The sequence below is a fragment of the Undibacterium sp. Tian12W genome, assembly GCF_049339405.1.
Taxonomy (GTDB): Bacteria; Pseudomonadota; Gammaproteobacteria; order Burkholderiales; family Burkholderiaceae_D; genus Undibacterium.
In genome coordinates, this window is the sequence record NZ_JBMPPK010000020.1 from 63,932 (window position 1) to 76,127 (window position 12,196).

General features: G+C 49.7%; 12 protein-coding genes. 10 read left to right on the forward strand and 2 right to left on the reverse strand.

What is annotated here, in order from left to right:
• Positions 1-29: 29 nt before the first annotated feature.
• From ACO0LI_RS23290 to ACO0LI_RS23325, 8 genes are all read left to right on the forward strand, one after another.
• A complete protein-coding gene (locus ACO0LI_RS23290) occupies positions 30-764 on the forward strand; it encodes a GntR family transcriptional regulator (RefSeq protein ID WP_422953303.1) in 735 nt (244 codons plus the stop codon).
• Positions 761-1,897 (forward strand): N-acetylglucosamine-6-phosphate deacetylase, encoded by a 1,137-nt coding sequence (gene nagA, locus ACO0LI_RS23295; protein WP_423035596.1) that lies wholly within the window; start codon positions 761-763, stop codon positions 1,895-1,897. The genes ACO0LI_RS23290 and nagA overlap by 4 nt, the downstream gene beginning before the upstream one ends.
• Positions 1,890-2,900: an SIS domain-containing protein gene (locus tag ACO0LI_RS23300; protein ID WP_162061824.1), complete on the forward strand. Its 1,011-nt coding sequence runs from the start codon at positions 1,890-1,892 to the stop codon at positions 2,898-2,900. Before nagA ends, ACO0LI_RS23300 begins: the two co-directional genes overlap by 8 nt.
• 139 nt (positions 2,901-3,039) lie before the next feature.
• Positions 3,040-4,311 (forward strand): ABC transporter substrate-binding protein, encoded by a 1,272-nt coding sequence (locus tag ACO0LI_RS23305; RefSeq protein ID WP_423035598.1) that lies wholly within the window; start codon positions 3,040-3,042, stop codon positions 4,309-4,311.
• Entirely contained in the window at positions 4,308-5,222 is a 915-nt protein-coding gene (locus tag ACO0LI_RS23310) for a carbohydrate ABC transporter permease (protein WP_423035600.1), read from the forward strand. The genes ACO0LI_RS23305 and ACO0LI_RS23310 overlap by 4 nt, the downstream gene beginning before the upstream one ends.
• Positions 5,223-5,224: 2 nt before the next feature.
• Positions 5,225-6,046 (forward strand): carbohydrate ABC transporter permease, encoded by an 822-nt coding sequence (locus tag ACO0LI_RS23315; RefSeq protein ID WP_423035602.1) that lies wholly within the window; start codon positions 5,225-5,227, stop codon positions 6,044-6,046.
• Entirely contained in the window at positions 6,043-7,605 is a 1,563-nt protein-coding gene (nagZ, locus tag ACO0LI_RS23320; RefSeq protein ID WP_423035604.1) for a beta-N-acetylhexosaminidase, read from the forward strand. The genes ACO0LI_RS23315 and nagZ overlap by 4 nt, the downstream gene beginning before the upstream one ends.
• Positions 7,606-7,616: 11 nt before the next feature.
• The gene (locus tag ACO0LI_RS23325; RefSeq protein WP_423035606.1) at positions 7,617-8,717 is read left to right on the forward strand and encodes an ABC transporter ATP-binding protein; all 1,101 of its coding nucleotides are present in this window, start codon (positions 7,617-7,619) and stop codon (positions 8,715-8,717) included.
• A gap of 32 nt (positions 8,718-8,749) precedes the next feature.
• Here ACO0LI_RS23325 and ACO0LI_RS23330 read toward each other — a convergent pair whose 3' ends face one another.
• Positions 8,750-8,965 carry a DUF4287 domain-containing protein gene (locus ACO0LI_RS23330; RefSeq protein WP_423035608.1) on the reverse strand — a complete coding sequence of 72 codons (216 nt, stop codon included), beginning with the start codon at positions 8,963-8,965 and terminating at the stop codon, positions 8,750-8,752.
• A gap of 249 nt (positions 8,966-9,214) precedes the next feature.
• Positions 9,215-9,526 (reverse strand): hypothetical protein, encoded by a 312-nt coding sequence (locus ACO0LI_RS23335; RefSeq protein WP_423035610.1) that lies wholly within the window; start codon positions 9,524-9,526, stop codon positions 9,215-9,217.
• Positions 9,527-9,967: 441 nt separating this feature from the next.
• Between ACO0LI_RS23335 and ACO0LI_RS23340 the strand changes: the two genes are divergently transcribed.
• Together ACO0LI_RS23340 and ACO0LI_RS23345 are read left to right on the forward strand one after the other, a co-directional pair.
• A complete protein-coding gene (locus ACO0LI_RS23340) occupies positions 9,968-10,789 on the forward strand; it encodes a hypothetical protein (RefSeq protein WP_423035612.1) in 822 nt (273 codons plus the stop codon).
• Between the two features lie 38 nt (positions 10,790-10,827).
• Positions 10,828-12,171: a hypothetical protein gene (locus ACO0LI_RS23345; RefSeq protein ID WP_423035614.1), complete on the forward strand. Its 1,344-nt coding sequence runs from the start codon at positions 10,828-10,830 to the stop codon at positions 12,169-12,171.
• The last annotated feature ends 25 nt before the right edge of the window (positions 12,172-12,196 follow it).

Below are 12,196 nucleotides of genomic sequence, written 5' to 3' on the forward strand. Positions count from 1 at the left end.
ATAAAAATACATAAAAAAGAGAGAAAGACATGCTGGCACAATTGATAGACTTTAAACCTGACGCAGAAAGTTCTACCCCCTTGTATCTGCAACTGGCGAACAAGCTTGCGAACGGCATACATAGCGGATTGTGGCAGCCGGACGAAGCCTTGCCTTCAGAGCGCATGCTGTCTGACACTCTGGAAATCTCACGCGTCACCGCACGCAAGGCCATAGACATGTTGTGCGAGCGTGGCATGCTGACCCGCAAACATGGCTCTGGTACTTACATCACGCCAAAGATAGAACAACCGCTGTCGCGCCTGACCAATTTCAGTGAAGAATTGCGCAACCGTGGTTTTGTTCCGGGTTCACGCTGGTTGTCTCGTGAAACTGGTATCGCTTCACCAGAAGAGATTTTGTCACTGGGTTTGTCACCCAATACCGTGGTATCGCGTTTGAAGCGTCTGCGTACCGCTGACAATGTCGTGATGGCGATAGAAAGCTCGACCATTCCGGCTATCTACATGCCAAATCCAAAACTGGTCAGTGACAGCCTGTACGGTTACCTCGAATCACATAACCTGTCACCGACACGCGCCTTGCAGCATATACGTGCCGTGAATGCGACTGCCGAACAGGCGCGCCTGGCAGATATCAAGCAGGGCGCTGCGATGTTATTCATCACCCGTGTTGCCTATCTCCCTAACGGTGCAGCGATAGAACTGTCGCATTCTTATTGCCGTAGCGATTACTATGACTTTGTGGCGGAGCTGTTCAGATGAGCTTGCAACAACAAGTGCAGGGACAAATACTGACACCCCAAGGCTGGGTGCGCGGCTCTCTGGTGTTCGATGAAAGAGTGCAGACCATTACTGCCGATGCTGCCGATGCTGATGTAGAGAGCGCTGCTAAAGCAGAATCCCTGCATTACATCTTGCCCGGCTTTGTCGATTTGCATGTACACGGAGCCGGTGGCAAAGACACCATGGAGGCTGGTGACGCCGTCGAAATCATCGCCCGCAAACATGCCAAACATGGCACCACCAGCATGCTGGCCACCACCATGACAGCGCCGCTGTCTGATCTGGAACTGGCCTTGAAGGCGATCAGGCCGCTGGTAGATAAACGCAGCAGTGGCGCTGCCCGCATACTCGGCGTGCATCTCGAAGGGCCGTATATCAACCCCGGCAAGCTTGGTGCGCAACCAGACTTTGCTCACACCGGTTCGCTGGAACAGGTACGTCACCTTGATGCAATAGCACCAATACGCCTGATCACCGTGGCACCAGAAATGGATGGCCATTTGCAGCTGGTACGCGAACTGACAGCCATAGGCATGCAGGTACAAATAGGCCATACCCTCGGTACTTATGAAGAAGGTAAGGCAGCGCTGGAAAACGGTGCCACTGGCTTTACCCACTTATACAACGCCATGTCGCGCCTCGATCATCGCGCGCCCGGTATGGTCGGTGCAGCTTTGGCGCATGCGCAGTTTTCTGAAATTATTCCCGACTTGTTGCATGTCCACCCTGGCGCGATTAAAGCCGCCATGCGTGCGATTCCGCATCTGTATTGCGTCACTGATTCCACTGCCGCTTCCGGTATGCCGGATGGGCAATATATGCTGGGCCGCCAGGTCGTGCATAAATGCCTGGGCGGTGTGCGCCTTGAAGACGGCACGCTGGCTGGCAGCACACTGACCATGGATCAGGCCTTGCGCAATCTGGTCAGCATAGGCCTGGACCTGGAAGATGCATCGAAGCGTGTTTCTACTTACGCAGCCGATTATCTGGGACTGAATGAGCGTGGCCGCCTGCAGGCTGGCAGTTACGCAGACCTGGTTGTGCTGGACCGCCAGCTCAACCTCATCGCTGTTTATGTAGAAGGAGAAAAGATTGACCTCGCAGATGCTTAAGGAAGCCAGCTCTTCCGCTGATTTTGTAGCCGAACAACTCAAACATGAAGGTGAGCGTTATGCCGAACTTGGCGCATACTTGCGCGCCAAACCACCCACATCCGTTGTTACCGTTGCCCGTGGCAGCTCAGATCATGCTGCCAATTATGCAGCCTATCTGATCATGGCCAGGGTAGGGCGCATCGTCGCCTCGCTGCCTATGTCTCTGGTGACCTTGAACAAGGCACCACTGGCTGCAAAAGATGCACTGGCGATTGCGATTTCACAGTCTGGCCAAAGCCCTGATGTGGTCGAGCCTATCCGTTATTTCCGCGAAGGTGGCGCAACTACTGTGGCCCTCGTCAACGACGCAGCATCGCCGCTGGCACAAAGTGCAGAATGGACCATGCCATTGCATGCCGGCCCGGAGCTGAGTGTCGCTGCGACCAAAAGCTTTATAACTTCTCTGGTTGCAGGCGCACGTCTGGCAGGCCATTGGCAAAACGATGCAGAATTTTTGGCGGCGATAGAGCAATTGCCAGAATCCCTGCACGCTGCCACCAAGCTTGACTGGTCACCAGCAATAGAAGTTTTGCAGCCCGCATCACGCATCATGGTGGTGGGCCGTGGCATCAGTTTCCCGGTTGCGCTGGAGTCCGCACTTAAATTCAAAGAGACATCTGTCATCCAGGCAGAAGCTTTCAGCGGTGCAGAAATCAAGCACGGCCCCATGGCCCTGATCCACGACGGTTATCCATTGCTGATTTTCGCAACCCGTGGTCCTGCACAAGCTGGCCTGATTGCTCTGGCAGAAGAAATGCGTGGCCGTGGCGCGAATGTATTGCTGGCAGCACCAGAAGATGTCAAGGAACGTAACCTGACTTTGCCAGTGGCAGCAACACCTGATCTTGATCCTGTGGTTGCAATACAAGCCTTTTACATGATGGCAGCCAACCTGTCGATTGCCCGTGGCCTCGACCCGGACAAGCCAAGGCACTTGAGCAAAGTCACCAAGACAAATTAACATCGCTAAAGCAGCAGGCTATTTTTTAAAAACTTAGAAAATAGATACTGCCCCCAGTATTTTTATTAATAGCAAGATTGGTATGATTAAAATGCGAGATTGCTTAAAAATATTGGGGAGTATGTGTCAAAGAGTGATTTTGGTAACGAAGTTACGCGTGCTCTTGAGCGTACTGCTATTGAGTTTTGGCTTGCACGGCAATGCCTTTGCCGTCCAGAAAATAGAATTCTGGACTATGAGCCTGAAGCCAAAGTTCATTCCCTATTTCCAGGAACTCGTCAAAAATTATGAAGCCCAACACCCCGGCATCAAGCTCGAATGGGTGGACTTTCCCTGGGACATTCTGCAATTAAAACTGATTACCGCGATTGCCGCCGGTACGCCACCGGCACTCGTAAATTTGAGCGTGCCATGGGCAGAAGAAATGGCGCGTGATGGCTTGCTTGAACCTGTTGATGCCTTGCTGGCAGTGCCAGGCACCACCAATGACTACACCGATGCCGCGCTCGCTGACTTGCGTTTCAATGGCAAGGTCTATGGCTTCCCGCATTACAGCAATGTCAATGTGATTGCCTATAACCGCAAGATACTGGCAGCGGCAGGCATCTTCCAGGCACCACGCAGCATGGATGAATTGCTGACCCAAGCAGTCATGATCTCCCTCAAAACCGGCAAACCTGGCTACGCACCAGCACTCGGCAAGATCGATGGTTTTTTCATGCAGCAGGGGCTGGATTTGATGCGTGATGGCAAGGCAGTCTTCAATTCTCCAGCCCATGTGAGCCTGGTCAAAAAATTGGCTGCGACTTACAAGGCGGGCGGTTTTTTAAAAGATAAATTATTTGCAGAAGACAATTTCCCTGCAGTGGTAGATGCCTATCTCGGTGGTCGCCTAGGTGTCATGGTCAGCGCACCGACTGCCATCAAACGCATACAAACTGATGCTCCAGAAATCTATGCGCAGACCGGTATCTTTCCTGTACCGCCGGGCCCAACCGGCATCAATGACGGTGGCTGGATGTTTCATTTCGCTATACCCAAAGGCGTAAAGAAAAAAGATATACCTGAAGTTGCCGCCTTCGCCCGGTACCTGACCAGTGACGCCAATCAACTGGCTTTTGCCAGCATGGCCGGTGTCATGCCGACGACCAAACAGGCGCTGGCAAATTCCTACTTCAAGAAGATATTACCCAATGCTGGCGCATCAGAGCAGGCTTTGGCAGTGGCGGCAAACTCCATGAATTCTGCCCGCAGCCTGTATGTCAGCGGCATAGATGATTATGATGAGTTGCGCCGCTTCCTGGTTAAGGCGGTGGAGGCAGGTGTTACCGGTCGCCGCGATATACAGGAAGCGCTGGATGAAGCAGTAGGTATCTGGAACCGCAAATTGCAAGGGCCAAAGTTGCCATGAGCAAGCCGCATATCTATGTACCTGCGTCCGCGCCTGTATCCGCAACAAGCAAGCGGCACAACCTGCTGGCCTATGCCTTCCTTGCACCAGCCTTGCTATTGCTACTGATGTTTTCTTTTTGGCCCGTGATGTATGGCTCTTACCTGAGCTTTACTGATTTCAGCCTGATACGCGAAGTACACTGGGTAGGTTTTGCCAATTATCGCGCCCTGTTTGCGAACGACATGTTTTTGACAGGACTTAAAAATTCTTTGCTGTTTTTGCTGGTCGTACCCTTCACGCAATTGGGGGCGATAACGCTGGCTGTGCTGGTGAATAATCAATTGCCTGGCATACGCTGGTTTCGCGCTGCTTACTATGTGCCTGTAGTGACGACGGTTTCTGTGGTCGGCATCATGTGGGGCTTCATGTTTCATGAGCAGGGCACACTCAATTATGTGCTGTTGCAATTGCATCTGATTGCTGCGCCACTGGGCTGGTTATCGGACGATGCACTCGCTTTGTTTGCCGTGATGTTCGTCTCTTTCTGGCGCGGCCTGGGCTGGTATATGGTGATGTACTTGGCTGCCTTGCAGTCACTGCCCGCCGAGATGCAGGAAGCCGCAATACTGGACGGTGCCAATCGCTGGCAACGCTTTTGGCGCATCACCGTGCCCATGCTGAAGCCGACGATACTGGTATGTAGCATCATGTCTGTACTGGCCGCTTTGAAGGCTTATCAGGAGGTCGATGTGCTGACGCAAGGTGGCCCCATGAATTCAACCTTCACGGCCCTGTATTATGCCTATGACCAGGGCTTGAAACACCTGAAGCTACCGCGTGGTCTGGCTGCGAGTTTTGTTGTATCCCTCTGCTGCATGGCGATCGCTTTCGTCTGCCTGCGCTGGCTTAAACCAGAGCACAGAGAATGAGCATGCACATCAAAAAAATCCTGCGCACGGTCTCGCAATATGGCTTGCTAAGCTTGATTGCCATCATCTGTATTTTCCCATTCTGGTGGACGCTGGTGGTGGCGATGTCTACCGAGGGCAATCTGTTTGAATTTCCACCCACCTTCTGGCCGCGTGGCATTTCGCTGGATAATTTTATCGAGGCTTTCCGCGTCATCCCCATCATCGCTTTCTACAAGAATTCATTGCTGATCACTTTGGCGACCGTGCTGGGCAAGCTGGTCGTGTGTTCATTCGCCGCTTACCCTTTGTCGCGCATGCAGTTCAGCGGCAGCAAGCTCATCATGGGGGTGATACTGGCGACCATGATCTTGCCGTCTGAAGTCAATTTTCTGGTCAATTTCATTACCATGACCAAAATATCTCTGGTCAATACTTATACCGCCGTAGTGCTGCCAAATATTGTGACAGCAGTCTCGATACTCTTGCTGAAGCAGGCTTTTGATGAGGTGCCGCAAGACTTGCTTGATGCCGCCCGTGTCGATGGTGCCAGTGAATGGGTTATTTTTTATCGTATCGTCCTGCCATTGATTACGCCATGGCTGGCAACGGTGGGCATCCTGACTGCGGTAGAGGCATGGAACGAATACATCTGGCCATCGATAGTCATCAGCAAGCCAGAAGATTTTCCCTTGTCTGCCGGTGTGCTGTATTTGCGCGGCACTTACGGCAGCAGCACCCGCGTGATTGCGGCAGGAACCATTTTGACAGTTGCGCCTATATTGGTCGCCTTTTTATTTACCCAGCGCTTTTTTATGCGCGGCATGGATGGAGCAGTGAAATGACGCAAGACAATAAACAAAACAATAAGCAAGAAAATAATCATCAACATACCCTGACACGCGAAGAAGCACGCCGCCTGGCCGGGCAACTGGTGATGATACGCATGCCCATCACCAGCCTTGATGAGACATCTGCACAATTTTTAAAAGACAATCATATCCGTGGCATTTGCCTGTTCAGGCAAAACATGGTTGACGAAATCCAGCTGAAAAAACTGACGGCTGATCTGCGCCTTATCTTGGGGGAGGGGGCGCTGATCGGCATCGATCAGGAAGGGGGCGCAGTCGTGCGCTCCACCTGGGTACCGCAGCCCCCGGCGGCAATGTCGCTGGGGGCCAGCGATGATCCTGACTTATGCCGCCAGGTGGGCGCTGCTGTTGCCCGCGGCGTCAAGGCCCTGGGCTTTAACTGGAACTTTGCGCCTGTGCTCGATTTGAATAATAACGTCGATAACCCTGTCATTTCTGAACGTTCCTTTGGCTCTGACCCAAAACGCGCCAGTGAATTGGCCCTGGCCTGGATGGATGGCAGCCTGGCTGAAGGCGTGGCCTGCTGCGTCAAGCATTTCCCCGGTCATGGCGACACCAATGTTGATTCCCACCGCGACCTGCCTACCGTCAACAAGAGTCTGGAAGAATTGCAGGCGCTGGAACTGGCACCTTTCCAGATTGCTGTCAGCCGCAATGCACCCGCGATGATGACGGCACATATCGTCTATCCTGCACTGGATGCAGAAAACCCTGCCACCATGTCCAAACCGATATTGACTGGCCTGCTGCGCGATCAATGGAATTACCAGGGCGTCGTCATCACCGACGGCATGGACATGCATGCAATAGCAGGGCGCTATGGCGTAGGCAATGCCGCAGTACGTGCCTTGCTGGCCGGTGCCGACATGGTCATGGCACTGGGTACGACGGAAACCCAACTGGAAACCCTGAATGCCCTGACCGAAGTGATTTTGTCTGGCCAGATTTCTCTCGCAGAAGTGCAGCAAAAACTGCAGCGCATGGCAGACCTGACCAAGACCTACCCCTACCCCTGCATAGACACTGCCTACCAGACCGACATGGCAGACCGCATCCTCATGTCCAACGCCTGGAAGCGCGGCCTGACTACTCAAGGTAATGCACAACCGCCTGCGAAGGGCAGCAAGCTGCGCCTTGTCATCAGCGCCGATGTAGTCAGCGACGGCGTTTCAGAGGCAGGCATACCCGCAGCAAAAGTCAGCGCCATGCTGGCCAGTTTGTATGACGTAGATACCGTCACCTTTGACAATGCCGACAGCTTTGACTGGAGCGCTTTGCCAGATGATGGCCGCTTTGTCGTGCTGGCATCGACCGTGCGCATACGCTACAGCAAACAGGTACGCGACACATGGAAGCCAGACCTGCACCTGGTCTTATGGAACCCGTTTCAAATGCTCGACATTCAGGCACCCGCACTCATCACCTACGGGTTTGCCCCACCAGCCATAGATGCAGCTCGCGCCTGGTTTGCCGCAGAAGTGGTCGCCAGTGGCCAGATGCCGGTTGCCGGTTTTTCCAGCGCCGCTGCTTAAGGGATTAAGGGATGGCCGAAGTCAGACTGCAGCAGATCAGCAAATCCTATGGCAGCAACCAGGTTTTGCAAGGCATAGACCTGCATGTGCGCAATGGTGAATTCATGGTCTTTGTCGGCCCCTCAGGCTGCGGCAAATCCACGCTCTTGCGCATGATTGCCGGTCTGGAAGATATCAGTGCCGGTGAGCTGCATATAGACAATCAACTGGCCAACGATATCCCACCCGCCAAACGCGGCCTGGCCATGGTGTTCCAGTCATATGCCCTGTACCCGCATATGACCGTGTATGAAAACATGGCCTTCAGCCTGAGCCTCACCAGCATGAGCAAGGCCGAGATAGATACAGCCGTACAACATGCCGCCAGCATCCTGCAAATGACCCACCTGCTGCAACGCAAGCCGCGTGACCTGTCCGGCGGCCAGCGCCAGCGCGTCGCCATAGGCCGCGCCATCGTACGCAAGCCTGGTTTGTTCCTGTTTGATGAGCCGCTATCGAATCTAGATGCCAGCCTGCGCGTACAAATGCGCATAGAACTCAGCAAGCTGCACAGAGAACTTGCCGCCACCATGATCTACGTCACGCACGACCAGGTAGAAGCCATGACCCTGGGCCAGCGCATCGCCGTATTCAACGGTGGCAAGATAGAACAAATAGGCGTACCGCTGGAGCTCTATGACAAACCCGCGAATCTCTTCGTCGCAGGCTTCCTCGGTTCACCGAAGATGAACATCGTCAAAGCCAAGGTATTGCGCAATCTGGGTAATGAGGCAGAACTGCAACTGGCAGCAGGTACCCATATCAACATCCAGCTTGATGCCAGTAATTTGCAGCCAGGTGACGAAGTCAGCCTCGGCATTAGGGCAGAACACATCCTGCTGGCATCACAAACCACAGAGCATAGCAACCAGCTCGAAGTCTGCATCAGCTTTGTTGAACATCTGGGGGATGCTGCGATTGTCTATGCGACACTGGCGGGTGAAGAGAATCTGTTCGCTATCAAGCTGCCAGCGGATACTTCAGACCTGTATGCAGGGGCTGATCTTTGCATACAGCTGCCGGGGTATAGGTGTCATGTGTTTGATGCCAACGGTGTCGCACTACCCAAGTGACAAACAAAAGCTAACCGGGCGTGTTGATAGTATTACTTCTTCCTGTCGCTTAAAGCGTAAGCAACGATAGCATTGGCGTGCCCGTGCCCCATTTCGTGCTCAGCCTTGAGCCTGTTGACTATCTCCATGTGCTTTAATCCCTTGTTCTGCTGAACCAGGTCCAGCCAGTGTTGGATCGGCTTGCCATACTTCTTTTCTATGGATGGAAAATAAGAAGCAGGGCCTTTGACTTTTTCTTCGTTTGACATGGGTATTGCCTTTCTTGGATATATCTTAAGTAGGACTTACGCAAAACCGCCCCAGCTGCGTTGTAGCTCCTAGCCGTACTAAAGTACTGTCTTCGTCGCTACGCCTTGCTGGGACAATTTTGCGTTAGTCCTATTAAGTAGATAAGGACAGCTTCACTGCGTGTCTGCCATGGTCAGACTTGCATGATATTGTGCATCAGATTGATATTGTTGCAAGGAAGTATATTGTACTTGTAATGTCAACTTAAATTACCAGAGAGGAGGAGGGGTGTTCATCGGCAGCATCAAGCAGTTGCTGCAGCATGGCCAGGGCGCTGTCGTGATGGCGAGGTTGCCGTTTAAGGTGTCGAGGGTTTTGAGGGCCTTGCAGATGCTGTCCAGTTCGTCGAACTGGGCGTCAAAGGCGATGAGCTTTAAGGCCTCAACTTGCAGGCCGCGCAGGCGTTTCAGGGTTTTTGCAGATATTGCAGGCGTGTAAAGGCAAAGGACGGGCGTGGTGAAGACACTGCGGGGGCAATAGGGTGAGCAGCCTTGATGGCCTCTTGGTGGTTTTTCGCTCAAATTCACCCCTGTTCAGAGGGTGGCAGGGTATTTGAACATTGCCACTAGACGGCCCGTAAATTTCCTCTTGCGGGTCTTGTATGGTTACGCGCTACACTGCCATAGGAAACCTATGGCCGTAAAAAACCACAACTTACGGGCGCGGGCGGTTGGCCGCTAGTGGACAGGTGTGTTGAGCACCTGGCGCAGGTATAGCGCAGATTTGGGGGAAATGGCAATGTGTATCGTTATAACTACTTAAGTTTCGTGGCGGTAATCAATTAACAACAATTAACCATTAATGTAGATAATTATTGATAAATTTAAATATAAATTAGTTAATTGTGTTGAGCTTGGCGATTTGGCAAATCTCGCAAGTCGTTATGCGGTGCTATCCGTGCCTGCATGGACTAATACAAATAATTATTCTATAGATAATTTTGTTGCCTTGGAGATTTGATAATGATTGAGATACCTTTAGGGAAATTTTTTGCGACAATGAATCAAATCTCTACGTTCTCCCAAGTGGCAGAAATGCAAATATCCAATAAAAGTGTTGTGATAATTGATGAAAAAACCCATGCGGATTTTGTTGTGAGTGTGAATGAATTTATTGGCATTTGTGAGGCTGTAGGTCTTCAAGCAACGCAGCTTGCCGCACAAGATTTTTGTAAGGCATTAACTGCCGGAAAAATTAATAATAATAGTTTTGAATTTTCTTTTGCTCAGCTAGCAATGGCACATGGAAGCGCACGTGCTGTTCAAAACTGTCTTAAGTATGAGTCTTCGATAAAAGTGGGTCTTATTTTGCATCACAACAAAATTGAATTGTTTAGCCCAAGAAATCCTTTGTTTGGGCATTCTGTGCAGACTAGCTTTCCAAATATCAAATATGAAATAGATGAAGCTGGCAAATGCTTGGCACTGGGTCGATCTACAGCGACAGTATTCCATTTAATGCGAATTATGGAAACCGCACTTAGATCAATTTATTTATGTCTAAGCATTCAGGCCCCGTTGACTGGCAATAACAAGAATTGGGGAAATATACTCCAAGCTATTAAGACTGAAATTGCTCGAAGAGGGAACAACTGGTCTGAGAAAGAATATTTTAATGAAATCTATGCAATGGTTGCAGCAGTTAAAGATGCATGGAGAAATACAACTATGCATGTTGAAAAGATATACACCGAACATGAGGCTTCTGTTCTGTTTGAAATCATCAATGCTTTCATGAAGAAAATCGCATCACGTTTGGATGAAAATGGGCAGCCATTAGCTTAGCAAATTTTTTGATTTAAAAGATTTTTAAAGGAGGTTTTTTGCGTGCTGAATTTCTAATCCTCATTCCAGATAATGAATCCTTTTGCAGCACAAAAAAAGGTTTTGTTGATTTTCTCAAAATTGACTCATTGATCTCGATAACAGGACAAAACCTTGCATTTAGAAGATCACCCAAGTCAAAAGATATTGTCTCGGTAAAATTTCATGTCGATACTGCCAAAGTGAAGTCACAAGCGGAGCGTTATTTCTTATTTTCTATGGAGTGTGAAGATCAGAATTTAATCGATGAATTCTTTGAGCTTTCCGAAAAAATTAAAGCCATAGTTCAAAGGATTTCACCTGGCTCAACTTCAATCAATGTCTTATGGGATGATGTTGGCCGTATTTATGCCGAAAAATCATATCCAATTATTAATGAGACAGAAAATTTAATGCGACGCCTCATTGCAAAGTTTATGTTGATTACGGTTGGTATGAATTGGTCTAAGGATGCCTTCAATGATGCATTGCAAAAAAAAATAAAAAATTTTGGTGATGAGGACACATACCTAAACGACTTGTATAAATTGGATTTTATTCATTTGAACGAAGTGTTATTTGAAAAAAAACGCGATATAGGAATAGATGAATTAACTAGAATACTTTCTAAGACGGACTTTTCCAAAGCAGATCAAGAGCAAATTTCAAAGTATGTTCCCAAATCGAATTGGGAAAAATATTTTTCCGAGTTGGTTGATAAAAAAGATAGCAGTCTCGAAACAAAATGGAAATTGCTATATGAGTTAAGGAATAAGGTTGCTCATAATCGAAATGTCAAAAAAGCAGAGTTTGAGCAGATCAAGGGCCTTTCAAGTGATATAAAAATCATCATTGAAAAGGCGATCTCTAAATTGGGGGACATTGATATCAATTCTGATGAGAGAGATTTGATTATTGAGTCGCACATTTTTGAGCTTAAAACGGAAACACGTGGAGAAAATTTTTCGGATGTTATTAACTCGGTGGCAGAATATTATGGGAAAAATGGATTTGGGGTACAAATGTGGATCGCCTCAAACAAAGATGGTTTAGGTGATTTCAGTATTGGTAAAGGCGGTGAGATATACATTGTTGAAGTGTTGAATTTCACACCATTGTTATTCCCATTCCGCTGGCGCGAGTTAATAAATAAATACCGTGACGCATTTCCTGGTGATCCTGCATACGACCCAATGCCTAAACTTCACGTAGTAGTTGTTATGCCTACAGTTATCAACTTGGAACGTTTAGCTTCGGTGCGGAAACTTACAAGCGCATCTGAAAAAATGTTTGTTGATAGATTGACCGTGACCATTGGAAACCGCAAAGACGGTATTGTTTTTGAGCCTTTAGGCCATTTGTGATTTTTACCTAAAAAGATGAATTCGA

Bases quoted from the DNA above. Each gene is read 5' to 3' on its own strand.
- ACO0LI_RS23290 (WP_422953303.1), top strand. From the start codon at position 30: ATGCTGGCACAATTGATAGACTTTAAACCTGACGCAGAAAGTTCTACC.
- ACO0LI_RS23340 (WP_423035612.1), top strand. From the start codon at position 9,968: ATGATTGAGATACCTTTAGGGAAATTTTTTGCGACAATGAATCAAATC.
- ACO0LI_RS23325 (WP_423035606.1), top strand. From the start codon at position 7,617: ATGGCCGAAGTCAGACTGCAGCAGATCAGCAAATCCTATGGCAGCAAC.
- nagA (WP_423035596.1), top strand. From the start codon at position 761: ATGAGCTTGCAACAACAAGTGCAGGGACAAATACTGACACCCCAAGGC.
- nagZ (WP_423035604.1), top strand. From the start codon at position 6,043: ATGACGCAAGACAATAAACAAAACAATAAGCAAGAAAATAATCATCAA.
- ACO0LI_RS23310 (WP_423035600.1), top strand. From the start codon at position 4,308: ATGAGCAAGCCGCATATCTATGTACCTGCGTCCGCGCCTGTATCCGCA.
- ACO0LI_RS23315 (WP_423035602.1), top strand. From the start codon at position 5,225: ATGCACATCAAAAAAATCCTGCGCACGGTCTCGCAATATGGCTTGCTA.
- ACO0LI_RS23330 (WP_423035608.1), bottom strand. From the start codon at position 8,965: ATGTCAAACGAAGAAAAAGTCAAAGGCCCTGCTTCTTATTTTCCATCC.
- ACO0LI_RS23300 (WP_162061824.1), top strand. From the start codon at position 1,890: ATGCTTAAGGAAGCCAGCTCTTCCGCTGATTTTGTAGCCGAACAACTC.